Source organism: Streptomyces sp. NPDC051180, assembly GCF_040689545.1.
Taxonomy (GTDB): Bacteria; Actinomycetota; Actinomycetes; order Streptomycetales; family Streptomycetaceae; genus Streptomyces.
Window position 1 is genome coordinate 226,667 of sequence record NZ_JBFBBC010000003.1, and the last position, 22,556, is coordinate 249,222.

Genomic DNA, 22,556 nt, shown 5'->3' on the forward strand with positions numbered 1-22,556 from the left:
TAGGGGGCCTTTCACCACCATGAGCGTTGTCACCAACACGACCACCATCGGCGCGATCGAGGCGCCGAGCCGCCGCAACACCGAGCTGGCGCTGCTCGCGTTCGCCGTCGTCATCCCGGTGTTCGCGTACCTCAACGTGGGCCTGGCCATCGACGGGAAGGTCCCGGCCGGCATGCTCGGCTACGGCCTGGGCCTCGCGCTCCTCGCGGGCGTCGCCCACCTCGTGGTGCGCAAGTGGGCCCCGTACGCCGACCCGCTGCTGCTGCCCCTGGCCACCCTGCTCAACGGCATGGGCCTGGTGCTGATCTGGCGCCTGGACCAGTCGCCGCGGCTGATCTCGCTGGCCAAGCGTTCGTACGGCGCCTTCAGCCCGTCCGCGCCGAACCAGATGATGTACTCGGCGATCGGCATCGCCATGTTCGCGGGCGTGCTGCTGCTGCTGAAGGACCACCGGGTCCTCCAGCGCTACACGTACATCTCCATGGTGGTGGCGCTCGTCCTGCTGCTGCTGCCGCTCGTCCCCGGACTGGGCGCGGACGTCTTCGGCGCCAAGATCTGGATCCGCGTCGGCGGCTTCTCGATCCAGCCCGGTGAGTTCGCCAAGCTGGTGCTGGCGGTGTTCTTCTCCGGCTACCTGATGGTGAAGAGGGACGCGCTGGCCCTCGCCAGCCGACGCTTCATGGGGCTCTACCTGCCGCGAGGCCGCGACCTCGGTCCGATCCTCACGATCTGGGCGGTCAGCCTCCTCATCCTGGTCTTCGAGAACGACCTCGGAACCTCGCTGCTGTTCTTCGGCATGTTCGTGATCATGCTGTACGTGGCGACGGAGCGGACGAGCTGGGTCGTCATGGGTCTGCTGATGTCCGCGGGCGGCGCCGTCGTCGTCGGGTCGACCGCGAGTCACGTCCAGTCCCGCGTGGCAGCCTGGCTCGACCCCTTCGAGTGCCTGAAGACGGCCCCCGAGGGCTCCAACATGGCCTATGCCTGTGACCAGATGACCCAGGTGCTGATGTCCTTCGGCTCCGGCGGCATCCTCGGCACCGGCCTCGGCCAGGGCAACTCGGACCTGATCCAGTTCGCCGCCAACTCCGACTTCATCTTCGCCACCGTCGGCGAGGAGCTCGGACTGGCCGGTGTGATGGTCTTCCTGCTCTTCTACGGTCTGATCGTCGAGCGCGGTGTGCGCACCGCCCTCGCGGCCCGCGACCCGTTCGGCAAGCTGCTCGCGATGGGCCTGTCCGGCGCGTTCGCACTGCAGGTCTTCGTCGTCGCCGGCGGCGTCATGGGCCTCATCCCGCTGACCGGTATGACCATGCCGTTCCTCGCGTACGGCGGTTCCTCCGTGATCGCCAACTGGGCCCTGATCGGCATCCTGATCCGGATCAGCGACACCGCGCGCCGTCCCGCGCCCGCGCCCGCCCCGTCCCCCGACGCCGAGATGACCCAGGTGGTCCGTCCGTGAACAAGCCGCTGCGGCGGGTCGCGATCTTCTGTGGCCTGCTCGTCCTCGCCCTGCTGCTGCGGGACAACTGGCTCCAGTTCGTCCGCGCCGACGAGCTGAACGCGCACCCCAAGAACCGACGGGTCCAGATCGAGCGCTACGCGAACGAGCGCGGCAACATCATCGTCGACGGCAAGCCCATCACCGGCTCCGTCGACTCGCAGGACACGTTCTACAAGTACAAGCGCACCTACATCGACGGCCCCATGTGGGCCCCGGTCACGGGGTACGCCTCGCAGGCGTACGACGCCAACCAGATCGAGAAGATCGAGGACGGCATCCTCACCGGCAACGACGACCGGCTCTTCTTCGACCGCACCCTCGCCATGTTCACCGGCGAGAAGAAGAAGGGCGGCAACGTCGTCACCACCCTCAGCGGCGCCGCGCAGAAGGCCGCCTTCGAGGGTCTGGGCAGCAAGACCGGCGCCGTCGTCGCGATCGAGCCGAAGACCGGCAAGATCCTGGCGATGGCCTCCACGCCGTCGTACGACCCCTCCTCCTTCGCCGGGTACTCCAGCAAGGACGAGAAGGCATGGGTCGGCCTGGAGAAGGACCCGAACAAGCCCAAGCTGAACCGCGCGATCCGCGAGATCTACCCCCCGGGCTCCGTCTTCAAGGTCGTGACCGCCGCCGCCGCGCTGGAGAACGGCAAGGTCACCGACATCAACGCGCCGACGGACACCCCGGAGCCGTACATCCTGCCGCTCTCCACGGTGCCGATGAAGAACCACGCGTCGGGCTGCAAGGACGCCACCTTGAACCGGGCGCTGGAAGTCTCGTGCAACTCGGTCTTCGCCAAGCTCGGCGACGAGGTCGGCCGCGACAAGATGGTGGAGATGGCGGAGAAGTTCGGCTTCAACGCCGAGCAGTTCGTCCCGGTCCGCTCGGCCGCCTCCGTCTACGACAAGAAGATGGACCGCGGCGGTAACGCCCAGTCGTCCATCGGCCAGTTCAACACGGCGACCACCCCGCTCCAGATGGCGATGGTCGCGGCGGCGATCGCCAACGACGGCAAGCTGATGAAGCCGTACATGATCGACGAGCTGCGCGCCCCGAACCTCGACCTGATCAAGAAGAACGAGCCCTCGGAGATGAGCCGCCCGGTCTCCCCGGAGACCGCGCAGAAGCTCCAGCAGATGATGGAGAACGTCGTCACGGAGGGCACCGGCGGCAACGCCGACCTGAAGATGGACGGCGTGAAGGTCGGCGGCAAGACGGGCACGGCCCAGCACGGCGAGAAGAACGCCAAGCGGCCCTACGCGTGGTTCATCTCATACGCCAAGACCGCCGACGGCTCCCCGGTCGCGGTCGCCGTCGTCGTCGAGGACTCGGCCGGCACGGACCGCGAGGACATCAGCGGTGGTGGCCTGGCGGCCCCGATCGCCAAGGCCGTCATGAAGGCCGTCATGAAGAGCCGGGGCTGATCTCCGGACCCGGTGCACACCAGGTACCGGTCGGGTATCAGCTACCGGCCCCGGGCGGATCGCCTTCCCGGGGCCGGTAGCGTATGCGCGAACAGCACACACCGCCGGACCACCCATGGGTGCGGTCGGGACAGACGGAGAGGGCTGGATTAGCTATGGAAGAGCCGCGTCGCCTCGGCGGCCGGTACGAGCTGGGCTCGGTGCTCGGCCGTGGTGGCATGGCCGAGGTGTACCTCGGACAGGACACCCGGCTCGGCCGCACCGTCGCCGTGAAGACGCTGCGGGCCGACCTGGCCCGCGACCCGTCCTTCCAGGCCCGGTTCCGCCGTGAGGCACAGTCCGCCGCCTCGCTGAACCACCCGGCGATCGTCGCGGTGTACGACACCGGCGAGGACTACGTCGACGGGGTCTCCATCCCGTACATCGTGATGGAGTACGTCGACGGGTCGACCCTGCGTGAGCTGCTGCACTCCGGGCGCAAGCTGCTGCCCGAGCGCACGCTCGAGATGACGGTCGGCATCCTCCAGGCGCTGGAGTACTCGCACCGCGCCGGCATCGTGCACCGTGACATCAAGCCGGCGAACGTCATGCTGACGCGCACCGGCCAGGTCAAGGTCATGGACTTCGGCATCGCGCGCGCCATGGGCGACGCGGGCATGACCATGACGCAGACCGCCGCGGTGATCGGCACGGCCCAGTACCTCTCCCCCGAGCAGGCCAAGGGCGAGCAGGTCGACGCCCGGTCCGACCTGTACTCCACGGGCTGCCTGCTCTACGAGCTCCTCACGGTCCGGCCCCCCTTCATCGGCGACTCCCCCGTCGCCGTCGCGTACCAGCACGTGCGCGAGGAGCCCCAGCCGCCGAGCAACTTCGACGGCGAGATCACGCCCGAGATGGACGCCATCGTCCTCAAGGCCCTGGTCAAGGACCCCGACTACCGCTACCAGTCCGCGGACGAGATGCGCGCGGACATCGAGGCGTGCCTCGACGGCCAGCCGGTCGCCGCGGCGGCCGCGATGGGCATGGGCATGGGCATGGGGATGGGGATGGCGGGCGCCCCGTCGTACGGCGGCGGCTACGGCGGTTACCCGCCGGAGGACCAGCCGACCACGGCGCTGCGTCAGGCGGACCCGGCCGGCCAGACCTCCATGCTTCCCCCGATCAACGCGGACGACGGCGGCTACGGCTACGACGACCGCCCTGACCGTCGGCGCGGCGGTGGCCAGAAGAAGTCGAACACCTCGACGATCCTGCTGGTCCTGGCGGGCATCCTGGTGCTCGTCGGCGCGATCTTCATCGGCGTCTCGCTCTTCGACAAGAAGGAAGGCACCCAGCAGGTCACGGTGCCGCAGCTGGTCGGCCAGGACGTCAAGACGGCGACACAGCTCGCGGGCAACGCCCAGGTGAAGGCCGTGCAGGCCGGCACCGAGCGCTGTGACCAGCCCAAGGGGCTGATCTGCCGGCAGAGCCCGGTCGCGGACAACGTGGCCAAGATGGACGTCGGCGGCACGATCCAGGTCTACGTCTCCGAGGGCGCCCCGCTCCTGGAGGTCCCGGACGTGGTGGAGCAGTCGCAGGAGCGCGCCGAGGAGAGCCTGAAGGCCAAGGGCTTCAAGGTGAAGGTCGAGCAGGAGGAGTCCGACGAGGACCCCGGCACCGTCCTTCGCCAGAACCCGCAGGGCGGCACCAAGGCGGAGAAGAACTCCGAGGTGACGATCACCGTCGCCAAGAAGAACCAGACGACGGTTCCGCCGGTCGTCGGCAACCAGCTCGCGCAGGCCAAGCAGCAGCTCGAGTCGCTGAAGTTCGTGGTGGTCGTCGAGTACGTCGACTCCGAGCAGCCCAAGGACCAGGTCCTGGAGCAGTCGCCCGAGGGCAACTCCAAGTCCCCCGAGGGCTCCCAGGTGAAGCTGAAGGTCTCCAAGGGCCCGCAGCAGACCCAGGTCCAGCTCCCCACGGGTCTGACCGGCAAGAAGTTCAGCGAGGTCCGCGACCAGCTCCAGGGCCTCGGCCTGACGGTGGTCCAGCAGGGTTCGGACAAGGAGGACGCCATGGTCCTCGGCACGACCCCGGGCGAGGGCTCGATGGTCAACTCCACCGACACCATCAACGTCATGACGGTGGGCGGCGGAAACGGGGACAACCGCGGTGGCGGTGGCGGCGGGATCTTCGACTGACGCCCGTCCCCCCGCGTGACGCGACGGGAGAGCCCCGGCATCCAGGACGGATGTCGGGGCTCTCCCGTTTCGTCTTCCGCCCCGGCCGGAGCCAGGGGAAGGCGTGCGGTCAGCGCAGCTCGGCCGGCGGGGTGCGGTCGCGGTCGACCTTCTCCGCGCGCTCCAGCTCGCCCCAGACGATGTAGCGGTAGTCCGAGGTGTACATGGGGGTGCAGGTGGTCAGCGTGATGTAGCGGCCGGGCTTGGTCCTGCCCGATTCCGCGGGGACGGGCTGGAGGACGTCCACGTTGAACTTCGTGGTCTCCGGCAGGGTCTTGTAGACCTTGTAGACGTACCAGGTGTCCTTGGTCTCGAAGACGATGGCGTCCCCGGTCTTCAGCTTGTGGATGTTGTGGAACTTGGCGCCGTGTCCGTCGCGGTGCGCGGCCAGCGTGAAGTTGCCCTGCTTGTCCTGCGGGAGCGCCGACTTGATCGGGTCGGTGTAGTAGCCGGCGACACCGTGGTTGAGGACGTCGGTGCCGGTCCCCTGCTTCACCAGGACCTCGCCGTTGGCCATCGCGGGCACGTGGAGGAAGCCGATGCCGTCCTTGGTGTCGAGCGCGCCGGGGCCCTGGTCGGCCCACTGGTCGCGGACCTGGGCACCGTCCTTGTCGGCGGCGCGGTCGGCGAGGACGTTGGTCCACCACAGCGAGTAGACGACGAAGAGTCCGAGCACCAGGCCCGCTGTGATGAGGAGTTCGCCGAAGACGCTGATGGTCCCGGCGATCCGGTTGCGCGCGCGTGCCACTAGGTCGTCCCGTCGTCCCGTCCGGAGGTGTGGGGTCTCAGCCTACGAGCGCCTGCGGCTTTCCCTTGCTGCGCGGACGCTCCTCGACCAACTTGCCCCACACGATCATGCGGTACGTGCTCGTGAACTCGGGTGTGCAGGTGGTCAGCGTGATGAACCGCCCGGGCCCGGTGAAGCCCGAGCCCTTCGGGACCGCGTCGATGACCGAGACGTTCGACGGCGAGGTCTGGGGCAGGATGCTGGCCATCTCGTACGTGTAGTAGGCGTTCCGCGTCTCGACGACGATGGGGTCGCCGGGCTTCAGCCGGTTGATGTAGCGGAACGGTTCGCCGTGGGTGTTGCGGTGTCCGGCGACCGCGAAGTTGCCCTGCTTGTCGGAGGGCATGGCGGTCTTGAGCTTGCCCTCGCCGTAGTGGCCGACCATGCCCTTGTCGAGGACCTTGCTCTTGCTGATGCCCTCGGCGATGGGGACGACGACGTCCAGCTTGGGGATGTACATGATGGCGAAGCCCTCGCCGGGCTCGAACGCCGCCGGCTTGCTGTCGTCCGGCTTGTCCGTGTCGTGGGCCCAGGTGTCCTCGATGCGCTCCTTGGCCTTGTCGGTCTCCTGGCCGGCGAGGACGTTGGTCCACCACAGCTGGTAGGTGACGAAGAGGAGCATGACGACGCCGAGGGTGATGAAGAGTTCGCCGACGGCCCGGCTGGCGACGACCCCCACGCTGTCCTTGGCGGCGCGGGCGGCTCGCCGCGCCTCGACGCGCGAGAGGGGCCGGTCCTCGGCGGGCCTCCTCGCGGGGGCCCCGGAGGCGGTGCCGCGGCGTCCGCCCCGACCGCCCTTGGCCGCCGCCTTGCGTCGTTCGGCCCGCCCGGGGCCGGGAGGGGTCTCCAGGGCCCGCAGAGCCACCGTCTCGTCCCGCGGGGGCACCGGAGCCTCATCGGCCCCGTACGGCTCGTCCACGGGCGTGTACGGGGCCTCGTGGGCGCTCTCGTACGGGGACTCCGTCTCGGCCTCGTACGGAGGAGCGGGCTGCGGTGCCGGCTGGGCCTCGTAGGTGTGGGTTGGCTGCGGCTCGTACGCGTGGGCGGGCTGCGGCTCGTACGCATGCGCCGGCTGCGGCTCGTGCGCCGACCCGGACGGGTAGGGCGACGCGGGCGCGTAGGGCTGCTCGGCCGTGGTCGGGTAGCCGGGGGTGTAGGCCGCCTCGGTCCCGGCCGGGTACGAGGAACCGGGTTCGACCGGGTAGGTCGCGGCGGGATCCGCCGGGTACGACGCCTCCGGCCCCGGGGCGTAGGGCTGCTCCGGCTCGTACGGGGACGGCTGGGCGTACCCGTACGGGTCCGCGGGTATCGGCTCGGGTTCCGGCGCGTCCGACGCCCGGAACCACGGCGAGCCCGTCGTCACGCGACGGCCTTGCCCACCACCGGCGCGAGCCCCGCGGACCGGCCCACCGCCCCCTTGTCGCCGCACTGCTCCAGCCAGTTGGCGAGCATCAGGTGACCGTGCTCGGTGAGCACCGACTCGGGGTGGAACTGGACGCCTTCGACGAGGAGTTCGCGGTGGCGCAGGCCCATGATGATGCCGTCCTCGGTCCGCGCGGTGACCTCGAGTTCGGCCGGCAGGGCCGCGGGCTCGGCGGCCAGCGAGTGGTAGCGGGTCGCGGTGAACGGCGAGGGCAGCCCGGCGAAGACGCCCTGTCCCTCGTGCGTGACGAGCGAGGTCTTGCCGTGCAGCAGCTCAGGGGCCCGGTCGACGACGCCGCCGTACGCCACGGCCATCGACTGCATGCCGAGGCAGACGCCGAAGACGGGCACGCCGGTGGCGGCGCAGTGTCGGACCATGTCGATGCAGACGCCCGCCTGCTCCGGGGCGCCGGGGCCGGGCGAGAGCAGGACGCCGTCGAAGCCGTCCTGGGCGTGGCTCAGCTCGACCTCGTCGTTGCGCAGGACCTCGCACTCGGCACCGAGCTGGTAGAGGTACTGCACGAGGTTGAAGACGAAGCTGTCGTAGTTGTCGACGACGAGAATGCGCGCGCTCACTGGCCGTCCACCGTCACATCGTTGAACGGAAGCAGCGGCTCCGCCCAGGGGAACACGTACTGGAAGAGGACGTAGACGACCGCGAGGACCAGCACGATCGAGAGCAGCGCGCGGATCCACGCGTTGCCCGGCAGATGCCGCCAGATCCAGCCGTACATGACGTCGACCGCCCCTTCCGTTCGTTACGGGGACCAGAGTACGGGTCGGCGGGGCCGTCCAGGGTCAGCTGTCCAAAGCCTGTGGACGGCCGTCGCCCACCGGCTGGGTGGCGTCCAGGTGCGCCCAGACGACGAGTCGGTGGCTGCTGCCCCACTCGGGGTCGCAGGTGGTGAGGGTGAGATAGCGGCCGGGTCCGTCGAAGCCGGACCTGCGGGGGACGGGGTCGACGACGGCGACGTCGCCGGGCACGGTCCGGTAGGGGCCGCGGTCGACGCGGTAGGTGAACCAGGTCGTCCCGTCGGTGAGGACGACCGCGTCCCCGGCGCGCAGCCGGGGGAAGTCCTTGAACGGGTCGCCGTAGGTGCGGCGGTGGCCGGCGACGGCGAAGTTCCCGGTGGCCCCGAGCCGGGCGGTGGCGGCGTAGTGCCCGAGGCCCTTCTTGAGGACTCCGGTGCCGGTGCCTTCGAGGACGGGCCACTTCCAGTCCGCGCCGAGCCGCGGGACGTACATGACGGCGATGCCCTTGCCGGGGACGTACGGCGGCCGCGCGGGGGCGGACGGGGCCCCGGGCGCGTGCGCGGGTCCGGGCGCGACCGGGGCGGGGGTACTCGCCCACGCGCGCTGGAGGGAGTCGATCTGGGCGGCGCCGGCCAGGTCGGCCTGGACACCGGTCCAGTACAGGACGTACACGACGAAGAGGACGATCAGGGTGCCGACGGTGAGGCACAGCTCGCTGAAGGTCCGCACGACGAGGCGCAAGCGGCCCTCCGCTCTCCCGCTGTCAGCTCACCGGCTTCGCGTAGTGGAGGTCCACTGTGCCCGAGTACCCGGGAAGAGTCACCCGTCGGTGGTCGTCGACTTTCCAGCCGAGCCCGTACGCCTTCACGTACAGCTGGTAGTTCTGGATCGCCGGGGACTCCGCGAGCGCCTTGTTCAGCTTTCCCCGGTCACCGACGGCGGTGATCTTGTACGGGGGCGAGTAGACGCGGCCCTGGAGGATCAGGGTGTTGCCGACGCAGCGCACGGCGCTGGTGGAGATGAGCCGCTGGTCCATGACCCGGATGCCCTTGGCGCCGCCCTGCCACAGGGCGTTGACGACGGCCTGGAGGTCCTGCTGGTGGATGACCAGGTCGTTGGCCTGGGGCTCGGGGTAGCCGGGTGCCGCCTGGGCGTTGGGCGGGGCGTCGTCGAGAGTGACCGTGAGGCCGGAGCCGGAGACCTCGCTGGTCCCCGCCATCGCCTCCAGGGCGTCGAGCTTGGCGTCCTCCGCGCGGGTGGATCCGTCGTCGCGTGCCGCGAGGGAGTCGACCTGGGTGCGCAGGGCGGCGGTGGACTCGTCGAGGCCGGCGTTCTTGTGGCTGCGCTCCTCGATGAGGTCGGAGAGCCTGAGCAGCGAGGCGTCCGTGCGCAGGTTGGTGCCCTTGGCGGTGTTGAAGCTGGTGACGAAGATCAGTCCGGCGAGGGCGAAAACGGCAAGGGTGAGCACCCGGACGGGGCGCCACCTCGCGGTGCGGCCCGGCCCATCGGGAGTGCCGGCGGAATTGCTCAACGTACCCTGATCCCCTTCGGTGCCGCGGAACCACTACGCTAACGGACGCCTGGGGGACGCAGTCGTCCTCCTTCGTCACATCCCGGCGCCAGCCACAGTTCCCTGCGCGGTCACGCAGCGCATCGACAGGAGAGTCCCTCGTGCCGAAGTCACGGATCCGCAAGAAGGCCGACTTCACGCCCCCGCCCGCCAAGGCCACCAGTATCAAGCTGACGAACCGCAGCTGGGTGGCGCCCGTGATGTTGGCGCTGTTCGCCATCGGGCTGGTGTGGATCGTGGTCTTCTACGTCACCGACGGCTCCTTCCCGGTCGAGTCGATCCGCAACTGGAACATCGTGGTGGGCTTCGGCTTCATCGCGGCCGGGTTCGGCGTCTCCACCCAGTGGAAGTAGGGGGAGCGACGGCGGAATAGCGGCCCCGCAGGCTGCTCGTCAAGCTCTCCCCTGAACTTATCCACAGCGTTGTGCACAGCACTGGATAACTTACGAAGATCTGTGGATAACTCGCACGAGGTTGACGCCGGTATGACCGGAATCACCCTCGCCGCCGTACGGCACGCCCCTCGCCCCTCTGGGAAAACACCAGGTCAGAGGCGAGGGGCGCAGTCTTTCCCCACATCAGGGGGAGAATCCGCCCCACACTGTGGATAACTCTGGGGAAAGCTCACACAGGAGCTCTTCCACAGCCCTGTGCGCTCAGGTGAGCGAAGCCGATCGGGCGAACACGATCCCCAGGTCGATCAACAGCACCGCACCGCAGGCCGCGTACTGCACGAGGTTCCGCCGGGCCCGGGGCGCGTGCACCAGCCCGTACGTCACCAGGACGCCCGCGACCAGACCGCCGACGTGCGCCTCCCAGGAGATCCCCGGACGGGTGAAGGTCATCAGCAGCGACAGCGCCACGAACAGCACCACCGGACGCATGTCGTGGCGGCGCCGGCGGGCCAGCACGACCCAGGCGCCGATCAGCCCGTAGACGACCCCGGAGGCCCCCAGCGAGGGCTGGTTGGGTGCGGCGACGAGATAGGCGAGCACGGAGCCCGAGAGGCCGGAGAGCAGGCACAGCACGGCGTAACGGATCCGGCCCAGCTCGGGTTCGACGATCCCGCCGATCACCCACAGGCCGATCACGTTGAAGAGGATGTGCCAGACCTCCTGGTGCAGGACGGTCGAGGTGAGCAGCCGGTACCACTCGCCGTCCGCGACCCCGACCACCTCGCCCAGGAACGGGTTGTAGGCGTAGCCGATGAGCACCAGCTCGTCGACCAGCCGGTCCCCGAACACCAGGACGGCCAGGTACACCGCGAGGTTGATCCCGATGAGGATCTTGGTGACCAGACGGTCGTCCGACGCCACCCGGCCGCCCGCGAGCGTCCGGGGCTGGTTGGCGTCGGGGGCGTGGCCGGTCCCCGAACCGCTGCGCACGCAGTCGGGACACTGGAAGCCGACGGAGGCGGAGATCATGCACCGGGGGCAGATCGGCTTCTCGCAGCGCGTGCAGCGGATGCCGGTCTCCGTGTCCGGATGCCGGTAGCAGCGGGGCAGGCCGGCCTGCGGTGCCCCGGAAGGTCGCGGGTCCATGAAAGGTGCCGTCCCTTCCGCCTCAGCGCTTCTCGATCACCACGGACTCGATGACGACGTCCTGGAGCGGACGCTCGGTGTGCGGGTCGGTCTCGACGGTGGCGATCGCGTCCACCACCGTGCGGCTCTCGCCCTTCACGACCTCGCCGAAGATCGTGTGCTTGCGGTTGAGCCACGTCGCCGGGGCGACCGTGACGAAGAACTGCGAGCCGTTGGTGCCCGGGCCGGCGTTGGCCATGGCCAGCAGGTACGGGCGGTCGAAGAAGAGCTCCGGGTGGAACTCGTCGGCGAACTCGTAGCCCGGGCCGCCCGTGCCGTTCCCCAGCGGGTCGCCGCCCTGGATCATGAAGCCCTTGATCACCCGGTGGAAGCCGGTGCCGTCGTAGAGCCGGTCCGAGGAGACCGTGCCGGTGGCGGGGTGCGTCCACTCGCGCTCGCCCGAGGCGAGCTCGACGAAGTTCCGGACCGTCTTCGGAGCGTGGAACGGCATCAGCCGGACCTCGATGTCTCCCAGGTTCGTCTTGAGGATCGCGTACAGCTGCTCGGCCACGGTCGCCTTCCGTCCACGTCGTGTCGCGTGATGTCGCGTGAGGTCACGTCTGTCACTGGCGAGTCCGATCCTCGCATGCCCGCGTGCCCGGCCCACCCTGTCCCGGTCGCCCGCCGGCCATGCCCCGGATGCCCGCCCCGCATGCCGGACCTCGTCCCGGGGGGCATGATTCCGAAAAGGATGGAAAGGTGAAAAACCGAACACCGCCACCCGACGAGGAGGATCCCGTGACCCGCATGGACAGCGTGCGCTCCGCTACAGATTCGGCGAAGGAGAGCGTCCTGCACGCCGCGGAAGTGGTGGCGCCGTACGCCGGCACGGCCAAGGACCAGGCCGCGCAGTACGCGCACGAGGCGCGGGTGATCATCGCGCCGAAGGTCTCGAAGGCGGCTCGACAGGCCCGCACGCAGGCCCGTGCGCAGTACGACTCGTATGTCGCACCGCATGTACCGCCGCGGGTCGACGCGGCCGCACACCGTGCGGCGGTCAAGACCCGCTGGGCCGCCCGTCAGGCGGCCGACTACACCGTTCCGCGCGTCGAGCACGCGGTCGCCGCCACCGGTCCTGTCCTCGATGAGGCCGGGGCGCGTTCCCTCGCCGCCTGGGCCGCGCTGCGCGGTCAGGTGACGCCGGAGGAGATCAGGAAGATCGCGAAGAAGCACGAGCGTCGGGCCAAGGCCGGACGCGCCGCCAAGGGACTACTCGTCCTCGGCGTCCTGCTGGGCGGCGCTTTCGCCGCCTGGAAGTGGTGGGACAAGCAGGCCAATCCCGACTGGCTGGTCGAGCCGCCCGCTCCCACCGATGTGGACGAGGAGACCGTGCTGACGTCCGTCGACGGCAGTGGGAGTTCCCTCGACCCCGAGGTGGAGGCCAAGCAGACCGAAGCCGAGGCCCAGGCCGAGGCCGAAGCCGCCGAACGCGACAAGCGCCGCTGACCGACCGGGGTCCTGCCGGGTGGAGCTGGTTCCGCTGAGTGGAGCTGGTCCTGCGAGTAGAGCTGGTCCTGCGAGCGGAGCTGGATCCACCGAGTAGAGCCGGTCCTGCGAGCGGAGCTGGATCCACCGAGTAGAGCCGGTCCTGCGAGCGGAGCTGGTTCCGCCGGGTGGAGCTGGTCCTGCTGAGTGGAGCTGGTCCTGCGGGTGGGGCTGGTGGTCCTGCGGGTGGAGCTGATTCCGCCGGGTGGCCGCTCCTACCGGGAACTGCCGTGTCCTGCGGATGCGACGCGATGCGCGTACGGATGCGGAAACGCCTGCAGGTGCGGATACGGGTGCGGGGAGTACGCGTGTCGTCTCCCCGCGCCCTAGACCGCCGGCGCGGCAAGCGCGAGCTCCGTCAGCGCGGCCGGGTCGCTCTCGGCGACGGCGGTCGAGGACGAGCGCTGGCGGGCGGCGGGCGACGAACCGTGGGCCTCGGCGGCGATGCGCTGCTTGATGGTGGGCGGCAGCGAACGGTCGCCGGCGAGCGGCCGGTGGTGTGCCCGCTGTGCCGGTACGGAGGCGAGACCGCGCTCGCCCGTGGCGGCGGCGGACGCGGGAGCGGCGGCGGTGCCGGCCGGCTCCTCGGGCTGCTGCACGGCGGGCTGCTGGGCGGCGCTGGCGGTGCTCGCCAGGCCGACGGAGGCGAGCAGGGCGAAGAGGACGGAGATGAAGGCGGTCCAGAACTGCTTGACCTTGGCGGTGGCCATGACCCCTCACTTTCGTGATGTTCTCGGATGGTTCATTTCGGATTGCGCGCTTTTCGTACCTTCCTCATGATGTGGATGCGCACCCGATATCCGGGGACCGACGCCACCGCCGCGCAGTTCTTCCGATGAACACCACCCGTACGGATCAAAAGCACAGGCCACGCCCCCCGTGCGGGGGCGTGGCCTGTCGGGTTCTTCGGTTTTCTCGGGTCCTTCGAGTTGCCGGAACGGCTCAGAGCTGGGCGAGCTGCCGCTTGAGATACCGGCTGAGCGGCTTCTCGACGAGCTTGTTGACCAGGTAGGACAGCACCAGCATGGCGCCGACGACCAGACCGAGCAGCGCCCACGGGGACATGACCTCGCGCGGCGCGAGGTAGGTGAAGATCTCCCAGCCGATGTACTGGTGCAGCAGGTACAGCGGATACGTCAGCGAGCCCGCGACGGGCAGCCACTTCCACTGGATGCCCGAGAGCTTGCCGGTGGCGATGAGGGTCATGACGCCGAAGAACGAGGCGATCATGGCGACCACGGGCCACGCCGGGCCGGGGCCGAGCCAGGTGAGGCTCTTCCACTCGTCGATGGTGTGGGCGAGCGACGCGCAGAAGGAGAAGCCGACGACGCCGAAGAGCATCGCGTTCGGCCGGAACCGGTACATCAGGTAGAACGCCATGCCGGCGATGAAGAACCAGCTGTACTCGGGGATCAGCAGCATCCGCAGCGGGCCGGGCTCGGTCCGGTAGACCAGGATCGTGGCGGCGCCCCAGACGCAGCAGAACAGCAGCACGCGCTTGTAGGTGAGCCCGAACCAGGCGACGAGCGCGAAGAGCAGGTAGAAGCGGAGCTCGGTGAAGAGCGTCCAGTAGACCGTGTCGACGCTCGGCACCTTGAGCGGCTGCTGGAGCATCGTCAGGTTGGTGAGGATGTCGTTCCACGGGAGGTGCTCGCGCCCTCCGGGAATCACGGCGACGGTGACGCTCGTGGCGATGATCCCGAACCAGTAGGCGGGGTACAGCCGGATCACACGAGAGACGAAGAACGCCTTCACCGGGCGGTCCCAGGCGCTCATGCAGACGACGAAGCCGCTGATGATGAAGAAGAGCTCGACGCCGAGATAGAAGTACTGCGAGACACGGAACGTGTCGGGGAATATCTCCTTGACCGGAGTCGTCCAGCCCCCGCCGCGAGCCGTGAAGTGGTAGATGACCACCATGAGCGCCGCACCCAGCCGGAGGCCGTCCAGCGCGTGGACCCGCCCGGGGCGTCTGGCCCCGAGGTCCGGCGCGAGTCGGGTCTCGGTCCGTATTCGGTCCGCGGGCAGCACGGACGGCTGCATCTGGTTCAACACTCGAAAGATCCCCACCTCGGTCTGCGGCGCGAGTCCGCCCCTGGGTCACAAGAGGTGTCGGCTCGGCGGAGAGAGCATAAGTGGCTCACAGGTTGCTTACAACTTTCGATTTGCGTGATACGCCACTCATCGAGTAGGAGACGCAACGCGAAACAGCCCTCCCCGCTCCGCGTTTCCGCAGTGCAGGAGGGCTGTTCGAGGAGTGGAGCCTAGGGGAGTCGAACCCCTGACATCTGCCATGCAAAGACAGCGCTCTACCAACTGAGCTAAGGCCCCGGAACGAGGACAGCGTACCCGCTCACCCCCCATGCCCGGCAAAAGGATTGGGTCTCCCGGTGGACGACCACTCTCCGTAAGATGCTGATCGAGGTTCGCAGTGGCGAACCGCAGGGATGGGGAGAAGTGATGGACACAGCGCAGCAGGAAGCCACGGCCAGAGCCAGAGAGCTTCAGCGCAGTTGGTACGGAGAGCCGTTGGGGGCGCTCTTCCGCCGACTGATCGACGACCTGGGCCTCAACCAGGCCCGGCTCGCGGCCGTGCTCGGGCTCTCCGCGCCCATGCTGTCCCAGCTGATGAGCGGCCAGCGGGCCAAGATCGGCAACCCCGCGGTCGTCCAGCGTGTCCAGGCCCTCCAGGAGCTCGCCGTCCAGGTCGCCGACGGCAGCGTCAGCGCCGCCGAGGCCGCCGACCGCATGGACGAGGTCAAGAAGTCGCAGGGCGGCTCCGTCCTCACCGGCACGACCCAGGCCACCGCCGGCTCGGGGGCGCCGACGGTGCGCCGGGTGGTCCGCGAGATCCAGTCGCTGCTGCGCTCCGTAGCCGCCGCGGGCGACATCATCGACGCGGCCGACTCCCTCGCCCCCGCCCACCCCGAACTGGCAGAGTTCCTCCGGGTGTACGGGGCCGGGCGGACCGGGGACGCGGTCGCCCACTACGAGGCGCACCAGAACTGACGCGGGCCCGGGCAACCGGGCCGGCACCGCCGAGAGACGACGCACGGGGAGCGGGCGCAGCGCGATGGGTGAGGTCTTCGCTGGTCGGTACGAGCTGATCGACCCGATCGGACGCGGTGGTGCGGGCGCGGTGTGGCGGGCCTGGGACCACCGGCGCCGCCGCTATGTGGCGGCCAAGGTGCTCCTCCAGAGCGACGCGCACACGCTCCTCCGCTTCGTCCGCGAGCAGGCGCTCCGGATCGACCACCCGCACGTCCTCGCCCCGGCCAGCTGGGCCGCCGACGACGACAAGGTCCTCTTCACCATGGACCTGGTGTCCGGCGGCTCCCTGGCGCATGTCGTCGCCGACCACGGGCCGCTGCCGCCGCGGTTCGTCTGCGCGCTGCTCGACCAGCTGCTGTCGGGTCTGGCCACGGTGCACGCGGAGGGGGTCGTGCACCGGGACATCAAGCCCGCCAACATCCTGATGGAGGTGACCGGGACGGGGCGTCCGCACCTGCGGCTGTCCGACTTCGGCATCTCCATGCGCAAGGGCGAGCCCCGGCTCACCGAGACCGACTACGTGGTGGGGACGCCCGGTTACTTCGCTCCCGAGCAACTCATGGGGGCCGAGCCCGACTTCACCGCCGACCTCTTCGCCGTCGGCCTGGTCGCGCTCTATCTGCTCCAGGGCCGCAGGCCGGACTCCCAGGCCCTCGTCGAGCACTTCCTCGCCCATGGCACCCCCGGAGCCCCCGAGGGCCTCCCGGAGCCGCTCTGGCAGGTTCTCGCGGGGCTCCTCCAGCCCGATCCCCAGGCTCGCTTCCGGACGGCCACCGGCGCGCGCAAGGCGCTCAGCGCCGCCGTCGAGATGCTCCCCGACCGGGTCGACGGCGAGCCCCCTGTCGACATCCGCGACCAGCTCGGCCCGCTGCCCCCCGGCTTCGGCCCCGAGGGCCCGAGCGCGCCCGCCCCCGTGGACGCCGACCCCCGCGTCGTCGCGTCCGGCACCGTACGCGAACCCGTACCGGCGCCCGTGCCGACGTCCGTACCGGCGCCCGCGCCCTCGCCCGTGCCCCTCCCCGGACCGCCCGCGCACCTGCCCGCCCCGCCGCAGGCACAGCCCTACCGGCAGCCGGGCCACCAGCCGTATCCCCACCACCAGCAGCCACATCCCGCGCAGAGCCTGCCGGGTGCCTCCGAGACGGGCAGTTTCCACCTGCCCCCGCCGGTCCCCCATCCGTCCCCCTCCTTCGACCAGGCCCCCACGTCGGCGTCGCCGTACGGACAAGCCCCTACTCATCCATACACCGCTCGACCCGATCAGGTTCCCGCTCACCCCGCGCCCACCGCGCCGCCCCTCGCCCCCGTACGCCGACCGGGACCGCCCCCGAAGGTGACGGTCCCGGTGCTGCTGCTCGCGCTGGTCTGCTTCGCGGTCGGCTTCTGGGCCCTCTCCCGGACCTGAGCCGCCCGGGAAGCCGGCAGGCGGTCTCCTGAGCCCGGGGAGCAGGCGCGCAGTCTCCTGAGCCCCGGGAAGCCGGCGCGCAGTCTCCTTGGCCCGGGGGAAGCCCCTGCGCCGCGGCCTTGGCCCGGGGAAGCCCCTGCGCCGTCTCCTAGGCCGCCTGACGCCGTGCCAGCAGGGTCCAGGCGCCGAGCCCGAGGAGCAGCAGGGTGCCGCTGCCGATTCCGGCCGCCGCGACGATCCGCATCGAGTCGCCGCGGTCGGCGGCCGACGCCCCGCTGGCCCCGTTCGCGGCCGCGTCCCGGTCGCCGGCGGTGACCGTGAAGGGGCCGGGGTCGCCGTCGTAGCCGGGGCCGGGCTTCTGCGCGCCCATGAGGTTCACCCGGAGCGTCAGCGGCACCGGGTCGTCCCCGTACTCCCGGGCGACCGCCGGGCTGAGCGTGGCGGACAGGTAGTACCAGCCGGCGAAGCGCATGCCGCTCGTCGCCTCGTCGTACGCGGTGCGGTTCTCGTGGGCGACCGGCCGCTGGGGTCCCAGGTCGACGGTCGCGGGCTTCCCGTCGTAGCTCCCGGTGTTCTCGTCGACGTGCCCGAGCGCCGGGTTCTCCAGGGAGAGCACCAGGGCGTTGCCGACGTACGCGTCGCCGGCGGCGCTGCTGCCGAGCTCGGCGGTCGCGTAGAGCTGCTGTCCCCAGTCGACGGGCACCCGGTAGAAGAGCGTCTGGCCCGGCCGGATGTCGGTACGCCATTCGCCCTGTGCCAGCGAGGTGGCGTCGTGGACGCCGGAGCCGCCCTGGCGCGGCGTGGGGCCGCCCGTCGGCGGCGCGGGCGTGCCGGAGGGCCAGGTCTCGGGGAGCGTGGTCGGCCCGGCCTTCCTCAGCGGCGGCTCGGACAGGTGGCGGATCTCCAGCTCCCAGTCGTCCGCGGAGGAGACCGGCTTGGACTCCCGCTCGACGAGGACGAAGAAGGCGCCCGCCCGTTGGCAGGTCGAACTGTCCGCGTCGACGATCCGGCGGGCGTAGGCGGCGAGGGGACGCGGGTAGGAGGCCGACGAGAAGGACACCTGCTGGTAGCCGCACTCGGTGCCGTTGCCGTCCTGCATGCTCACCCGGACGCCGTCGCCGTACTCGACCTTGCCACCGGGCTTCGGGACGGCGACCACGGACACGTACGCGTTCCGCCGGTCGTCCAGGTCGACCCGGTAGTAGACCTTGCCGTTCTTCGCGAGGGTTCCGCGGTAGGTCCGGCCGGCCTGCAGGGGGGCCGCGTCCGAGCTCGACACGGCTCCCTCGACCCGCTGGGCGGTGCCGTCGAAGGTGTAGGGCGGCAGCGGGGCCACCTCGGCCGCGCGCGCCTGACCGGGCAGTGCGGCGACGGCGCCCACCGCGGCGGCCGCCGCGATCAGGGCCCCCGCCCTCCGGCCGATGCCGGCCTGCGTCTTCACGCGAGCTCCTCCACTTCACGTAAGCAAGTGATCGATTTGCCCAGGCAAAGCAAAGCCCCGGCCCGCTCACGCGCGGCCGGGGCTTCACCCTCAAACGGTCTTCGTCTCACACACCCGAACCTGCGGGCACGGAGTCGGTCGCCTCCGTCCACAGATCCTGCTCGGCGCGATCCGCCTGGATCTGGCGGTACACGAGGAGCCCGCCGATGGCGGCCAGTGCGACCAGGAGAAGCTTCTTCACCGCGCGACCTCGTCTTTCGTTGACGTAGGAGACTTCTGACGCCCACTCTACACATCGACCGATACCGATCGGTGACCTGTGCGAGCTTCAAACCTCCGACGAGCTCCATATCCGCCCGGACAGAGAAAATCGACCCGGACGGAGGAACCGTCCGGGTCGATCGTTCTGTGGGGCTAACAGGATTTGAACCTGTGGCCTCATCCTTATCAGGGATGCGCTCTAACCAACTGAGCTATAGCCCCGCCGCGCTTTGCGGTGTGTGTCCCGCGCGCTGACTCCTGAAGATTAGCGCACGTGGGGGCCAGTCCCAAAATCCGTATGCCCGGACGGCCCCCGGGCGCCTACTCGTCCTCGGCCAGCGTCAGCTCGACACCGCCCACGAACCCGGCCGACAGGTTGTAGATGAACGCGCCCAGCGTCGCCAGGGCGGTCATCAGGACCACGTCGATCACGGCGATCACCGAGGTGAACATCAGCACCCTCGGCAGCGACAGGAACGACTGCAGGTCGAAGCCGTTGGACTCGTTCGAGCCCGTGGCCTCGCTGATCGTGCCGCCGACGGTCGAGAAGACGCCCATGGCGTCCATGACCATCCACAGCACCGACGCGGCCACGATCGTGCAGATGCCCAGTGCGATGGAGAGCAGGAAGCTCACCTTCATCACCGACCACGGATCGGCCTTCGCCACCCGCAGCCGCGCCTTGCGCGTCCGGGGCGTGGTGCGTGCCCCCGTCCGCGGCCGGCGCACGGCGCCCGTCTGGCCGCCCGCCGTGCCGCCCGACGCCGGAGCGCCGTACGCCTGTGGCGGGTGGTACGGACCGGCCGACGCCTGCGCTCCCGCGCGCTCGCCGGGCAGCGGCCCGTTGTACGTCTCGTACGACGAGGGCTGCTGCCCCCGAGTGTCCGTCACCGCTACCCCCTGGGAGTCCGTGGCGGGGCCACGGGCGCCGTTCGCTCCAGCACCAGCAGAAGCTCCGGCGGCCGCCGATCCGGCGCCCGTGGCTCCACTCACGCTCTTACTCCTCGTGCTCCCCGGCCGAGGGCTCCGTGCCCTCGACTGCCTCGGTCTCGGCCGCTTCGGCCTCGACCGCCGTGACCTCGGTCGCCTCTGCGGCGCCCTCGGCATCGTCGGCGTTCTCGACGAAATCGTCGTCGCTGCCGGCCTCGGCGTTCCGTGCGATGCCGACGACGGCATCGCGCTTGCCCAGGTTGATCAGCTGGACGCCCATGGTGTCACGGCCGGTCTCCCTGACTTCGTTGACTCGCGTACGAATCACACCGCCGGACAGCGTGATGGCGAGGATCTCATCCGTCCCCTCGACCACCAGCGCGCCCACGAGCGAGCCGCGGTCCTCCACGATCTTGGCGGCCTTGATACCGAGGCCGCCACGGCCCTGGACGCGGTACTCGTCGACGGGGGTGCGCTTCGCGTACCCGCCGTCGGTCGCGGTGAAGACGAAAGTACCGGGCCGGACGACATTCATCGAGAGCAGCTCGTCGTCCTCGCGGAAACTCATGCCCTTCACGCCCGAGGTGGCGCGTCCCATCGGACGCAGCGCGTCGTCCGTGGCGGTGAAGCGGATCGACTGCGCCTTCCTGCTGACCAGCAGCAGATCGTCCTCGGCCGAGACCAGTTCGGCGCCGATCAGCTCGTCGTCGGTGCCGTCCTCCCGCTCGCGCAGGTTGATGGCGATGACGCCGCCGGAACGGGGCGAGTCGTAGTCCTTCAGCACGGTCTTCTTCACCAGACCGGCCTTGGTGGCGAGCACCAGGTACGGCGCGGCGTCGTAGTCGCGGATCGCCAGGATCTGGGCGATCTGCTCGTCCGGCTGGAAGGCGAGCAGGTTGGCCACGTGCTGGCCGCGCGCGTCCCGGCCGGCGTCCGGCAGTTCGTACGCCTTGGCCCGGTAGACCCGGCCCTTGTTGGTGAAGAAGAGCAGCCAGTGGTGCGTGGTGGACACGAAGAAGTGGTCGACGATGTCGTCCTGCTTCAGCTTGGTGCCGCGCACGCCCTTGCCGCCGCGCTTCTGCGAGCGGTAGTCCTCGGTCTTCGTCCGCTTCACGTAGCCACCGCGCGAGATGGTGACGACGATGTCCTCCTCGGCGATCAGGTCCTCGATGGACATGTCACCGTCGAAGGGCACGAGCTTGGAGCGGCGGTCGTCGCCGAACTTCTCGACGAGCGCGGCCAGCTCCTCGCTGACGATCGACCGCTGGCGCTCCGGAGAGGCCAGGATGGCGTTGTACTCGTCGATCTTGGCCTGGAGCTCGTCGTGCTCGGCGACGATCTTCTGGCGCTCCAGGGCGGCGAGCCGGCGGAGCTGCATCTCCAGGATCGCGTTGGCCTGGATCTCGTCGATCTGCAGCAGGTCCATCAGGCCGCCGCGGGCGACCTCGACCGTGTCGCTGCGCCGGATGAGCGCGATGACCTCGTCGATGGCGTCCAGGGCCTTGAGGAGGCCGCGCAGGATGTGGGCGCGCTCCTCGGCCTTGCGCAGCCGGAACCGGGTCCGGCGGACGATGACCTCGATCTGGTGCGTCACCCAGTGGCGGATGAACGCGTCCAGCGAGAGGGTGCGCGGCACGCCGTCGACGAGCGCCAGCATGTTCGCGCCGAAGTTCGTCTGCAGGTCGGTGTGCTTGTACAGGTTGTTCAGGACGACCTTGGCGACGGCGTCGCGCTTGAGCACGATGACCAGGCGCTGACCGGTCCGGGAGGAGGTCTCGTCGCGGACGTCGGCGATGCCGCCGACCTTGCCGTCCTTCACCAGGTCGGCGATCTTCTGCGCGAGGTTGTCCGGGTTGGTCTGGTACGGCAGCTCCGTGACCACCAGGCACTGGCGGTTGTGGATCTCCTCGACCTCGACGACCGCGCGCATCGTGATCGAGCCACGGCCGGTGCGGTACGCCTCCTCGATGCCCTTGCGGCCGACGACGAGCGCGCCGGTCGGGAAGTCCGGGCCCTTGATCCGCTCGATGAGCGCGTCGAGGAGCTCCTCGTGGCTGGCGTCGGGGTGCTCGAGCGCCCACTGCGCACCCGCCGCGACCTCGCGCAGGTTGTGCGGCGGGATGTTGGTCGCCATGCCGACCGCGATACCGGCGCTGCCGTTGATCAGCAGGTTCGGGAAGCGGGACGGCAGGACCGTCGGCTCCTGGTTGCGGCCGTCGTAGTTGTCCTGGAAGTCGACGGTCTCCTCGTCGATGTCCCGGAGCATCTCCATCGACAGCGTCATGAGCTTGCACTCGGTGTAACGCATGGCGGCGGCCGGGTCGTTGCCCGGGGAGCCGAAGTTGCCGTTGGAGTCGACGAGCGGCATGCGCATCGACCAGGGCTGGGCGAGGCGGACGAGCGCGTCGTAGATCGAGGAGTCGCCGTGCGGGTGGTACGTACCCATGACGTCACCGACGACGCGGGCGCACTTGTAGAAGCCCTTCTCGGGCCGGTAGCCGCCGTCGTACATCGCGTACAGCACACGGCGGTGGACGGGCTTGAGGCCGTCACGGACGTCGGGCAGCGCGCGGGACACGATGACGGACATCGCGTAGTCCAGGTAGGAGCGCTGCATCTCGGTCTCGAGCCCGACGGGCTCGATCCGCAGCACGGGCTCCTGCTCTTCGGTGGTGCCAGGGGTGTTTTCGTCGGCCATTGCTGGTCGTCAGTCCTTTCGTACGGTCAGCT

General features: G+C 69.8%; 21 protein-coding genes and 2 tRNA genes. 7 read left to right on the forward strand and 16 right to left on the reverse strand.

What is annotated here, in order from left to right; all coding sequences use genetic code 11:
- Positions 1–19: 19 nt before the first annotated feature.
- From AB0424_RS07765 to pknB, 3 genes are all read left to right on the forward strand, one after another.
- Entirely contained in the window at positions 20–1,462 is a 1,443-nt protein-coding gene (locus AB0424_RS07765; protein ID WP_366302974.1) for an FtsW/RodA/SpoVE family cell cycle protein, read from the forward strand.
- On the forward strand, positions 1,459–2,925 hold the full coding sequence (locus AB0424_RS07770; RefSeq protein ID WP_366302976.1) for a penicillin-binding protein 2: 1,467 nt from the start codon (positions 1,459–1,461) through the stop codon (positions 2,923–2,925). Before AB0424_RS07765 ends, AB0424_RS07770 begins: the two co-directional genes overlap by 4 nt.
- Positions 2,926–3,080: 155 nt before the next feature.
- Positions 3,081–5,102: a Stk1 family PASTA domain-containing Ser/Thr kinase gene (pknB, locus tag AB0424_RS07775; protein WP_366302977.1), complete on the forward strand. Its 2,022-nt coding sequence runs from the start codon at positions 3,081–3,083 to the stop codon at positions 5,100–5,102.
- A 109-nt stretch (positions 5,103–5,211) separates the two neighbouring features.
- Here the strand turns inward: pknB and AB0424_RS07780 are convergent, their stop codons facing one another.
- The 6 genes from AB0424_RS07780 to AB0424_RS07805 form a co-directional block, all read right to left on the reverse strand.
- Positions 5,212–5,889: a class E sortase gene (locus tag AB0424_RS07780; protein WP_366302978.1), complete on the reverse strand. Its 678-nt coding sequence runs from the start codon at positions 5,887–5,889 to the stop codon at positions 5,212–5,214.
- Positions 5,890–5,926: 37 nt separating this feature from the next.
- Positions 5,927–7,291 carry a class E sortase gene (locus AB0424_RS07785; RefSeq protein WP_366302980.1) on the reverse strand — a complete coding sequence of 455 codons (1,365 nt, stop codon included), beginning with the start codon at positions 7,289–7,291 and terminating at the stop codon, positions 5,927–5,929.
- Positions 7,288–7,926: an aminodeoxychorismate/anthranilate synthase component II gene (locus AB0424_RS07790; protein WP_266967044.1), complete on the reverse strand. Its 639-nt coding sequence runs from the start codon at positions 7,924–7,926 to the stop codon at positions 7,288–7,290. Before AB0424_RS07790 ends, AB0424_RS07785 begins: the two co-directional genes overlap by 4 nt.
- On the reverse strand, positions 7,923–8,084 hold the full coding sequence (locus AB0424_RS07795) for a hypothetical protein (protein WP_366302982.1): 162 nt from the start codon (positions 8,082–8,084) through the stop codon (positions 7,923–7,925). Before AB0424_RS07795 ends, AB0424_RS07790 begins: the two co-directional genes overlap by 4 nt.
- 64 nt (positions 8,085–8,148) lie before the next feature.
- Positions 8,149–8,844, reverse strand: a complete 696-nt coding sequence (locus AB0424_RS07800) for a class E sortase (RefSeq protein WP_366302984.1) — start codon at positions 8,842–8,844, stop codon at positions 8,149–8,151.
- Positions 8,845–8,866: 22 nt separating this feature from the next.
- Positions 8,867–9,634, reverse strand: coding sequence for a DUF881 domain-containing protein (locus tag AB0424_RS07805; RefSeq protein ID WP_366302986.1), 768 nt, complete (start codon positions 9,632–9,634; stop codon positions 8,867–8,869).
- Positions 9,635–9,774: 140 nt separating this feature from the next.
- Here AB0424_RS07805 and crgA point away from each other — a divergent pair, with 140 nt between their 5' ends.
- Entirely contained in the window at positions 9,775–10,026 is a 252-nt protein-coding gene (gene crgA / locus AB0424_RS07810; protein ID WP_366302988.1) for a cell division protein CrgA, read from the forward strand.
- 303 nt (positions 10,027–10,329) lie between these two features.
- Here the strand turns inward: crgA and AB0424_RS07815 are convergent, their stop codons facing one another.
- Both AB0424_RS07815 and AB0424_RS07820 read right to left on the reverse strand, forming a co-directional pair.
- Positions 10,330–11,214 carry a rhomboid family intramembrane serine protease gene (locus AB0424_RS07815; protein WP_366302990.1) on the reverse strand — a complete coding sequence of 295 codons (885 nt, stop codon included), beginning with the start codon at positions 11,212–11,214 and terminating at the stop codon, positions 10,330–10,332.
- Between the two features lie 22 nt (positions 11,215–11,236).
- Positions 11,237–11,764: a peptidylprolyl isomerase gene (locus tag AB0424_RS07820; RefSeq protein WP_366302992.1), complete on the reverse strand. Its 528-nt coding sequence runs from the start codon at positions 11,762–11,764 to the stop codon at positions 11,237–11,239.
- Between the two features lie 227 nt (positions 11,765–11,991).
- Here AB0424_RS07820 and AB0424_RS07825 point away from each other — a divergent pair, with 227 nt between their 5' ends.
- Positions 11,992–12,699, forward strand: coding sequence for a DUF5324 family protein (locus AB0424_RS07825; RefSeq protein WP_366302994.1), 708 nt, complete (start codon positions 11,992–11,994; stop codon positions 12,697–12,699).
- Positions 12,700–13,064: 365 nt separating this feature from the next.
- On the opposite strand, the gene AB0424_RS07830 is transcribed toward AB0424_RS07825, so the two are convergent.
- From AB0424_RS07830 to AB0424_RS07840, 3 genes are all read right to left on the reverse strand, one after another.
- The gene (locus tag AB0424_RS07830; RefSeq protein ID WP_366302996.1) at positions 13,065–13,448 is read right to left on the reverse strand and encodes a DUF6344 domain-containing protein; all 384 of its coding nucleotides are present in this window, start codon (positions 13,446–13,448) and stop codon (positions 13,065–13,067) included.
- Positions 13,449–13,680: 232 nt separating this feature from the next.
- Entirely contained in the window at positions 13,681–14,781 is a 1,101-nt protein-coding gene (locus AB0424_RS07835; RefSeq protein ID WP_366303378.1) for an acyltransferase, read from the reverse strand.
- Positions 14,782–14,996: 215 nt separating this feature from the next.
- Positions 14,997–15,069 (reverse strand) — tRNA-Ala (locus tag AB0424_RS07840).
- Positions 15,070–15,198: 129 nt separating this feature from the next.
- Here AB0424_RS07840 and AB0424_RS07845 point away from each other — a divergent pair.
- Both AB0424_RS07845 and AB0424_RS07850 read left to right on the forward strand, forming a co-directional pair.
- A complete protein-coding gene (locus tag AB0424_RS07845; RefSeq protein WP_366302998.1) occupies positions 15,199–15,747 on the forward strand; it encodes a DNA-binding protein in 549 nt (182 codons plus the stop codon).
- A 64-nt stretch (positions 15,748–15,811) separates the two neighbouring features.
- On the forward strand, positions 15,812–17,194 hold the full coding sequence (locus tag AB0424_RS07850; RefSeq protein ID WP_366303000.1) for a protein kinase: 1,383 nt from the start codon (positions 15,812–15,814) through the stop codon (positions 17,192–17,194).
- Between the two features lie 148 nt (positions 17,195–17,342).
- Here the strand turns inward: AB0424_RS07850 and AB0424_RS07855 are convergent, their stop codons facing one another.
- The 5 genes from AB0424_RS07855 to gyrA form a co-directional block, all read right to left on the reverse strand.
- Positions 17,343–18,635 carry a hypothetical protein gene (locus tag AB0424_RS07855; RefSeq protein ID WP_366303001.1) on the reverse strand — a complete coding sequence of 431 codons (1,293 nt, stop codon included), beginning with the start codon at positions 18,633–18,635 and terminating at the stop codon, positions 17,343–17,345.
- A gap of 106 nt (positions 18,636–18,741) precedes the next feature.
- Entirely contained in the window at positions 18,742–18,876 is a 135-nt protein-coding gene (locus AB0424_RS07860) for a DLW-39 family protein (protein ID WP_003958712.1), read from the reverse strand.
- A 168-nt stretch (positions 18,877–19,044) separates the two neighbouring features.
- A tRNA-Ile gene (locus AB0424_RS07865) sits at positions 19,045–19,118 on the reverse strand.
- Between the two features lie 99 nt (positions 19,119–19,217).
- Positions 19,218–19,787, reverse strand: a complete 570-nt coding sequence (locus tag AB0424_RS07870) for a DUF3566 domain-containing protein (protein ID WP_366303002.1) — start codon at positions 19,785–19,787, stop codon at positions 19,218–19,220.
- Between the two features lie 106 nt (positions 19,788–19,893).
- Positions 19,894–22,524 carry a DNA gyrase subunit A gene (gene gyrA, locus AB0424_RS07875; RefSeq protein WP_366303004.1) on the reverse strand — a complete coding sequence of 877 codons (2,631 nt, stop codon included), beginning with the start codon at positions 22,522–22,524 and terminating at the stop codon, positions 19,894–19,896.
- Positions 22,525–22,556: the final 32 nt, after the last annotated feature.

Excerpts from the sequence above, each read along its gene's own strand:
- AB0424_RS07765 (WP_366302974.1), top strand. The coding sequence starts at position 20 with ATGAGCGTTGTCACCAACACGACCACCATCGGCGCGATCGAGGCGCCG.
- pknB (WP_366302977.1), top strand. The coding sequence starts at position 3,081 with ATGGAAGAGCCGCGTCGCCTCGGCGGCCGGTACGAGCTGGGCTCGGTG.
- AB0424_RS07795 (WP_366302982.1), bottom strand. The coding sequence starts at position 8,084 with ATGTACGGCTGGATCTGGCGGCATCTGCCGGGCAACGCGTGGATCCGC.
- AB0424_RS07815 (WP_366302990.1), bottom strand. The coding sequence starts at position 11,214 with ATGGACCCGCGACCTTCCGGGGCACCGCAGGCCGGCCTGCCCCGCTGC.
- AB0424_RS07830 (WP_366302996.1), bottom strand. The coding sequence starts at position 13,448 with ATGGCCACCGCCAAGGTCAAGCAGTTCTGGACCGCCTTCATCTCCGTC.
- AB0424_RS07835 (WP_366303378.1), bottom strand. The coding sequence starts at position 14,781 with ATGCAGCCGTCCGTGCTGCCCGCGGACCGAATACGGACCGAGACCCGA.
- AB0424_RS07845 (WP_366302998.1), top strand. The coding sequence starts at position 15,199 with ATGGACACAGCGCAGCAGGAAGCCACGGCCAGAGCCAGAGAGCTTCAG.
- AB0424_RS07850 (WP_366303000.1), top strand. The coding sequence starts at position 15,812 with ATGGGTGAGGTCTTCGCTGGTCGGTACGAGCTGATCGACCCGATCGGA.
- gyrA (WP_366303004.1), bottom strand. The coding sequence starts at position 22,524 with ATGGCCGACGAAAACACCCCTGGCACCACCGAAGAGCAGGAGCCCGTG.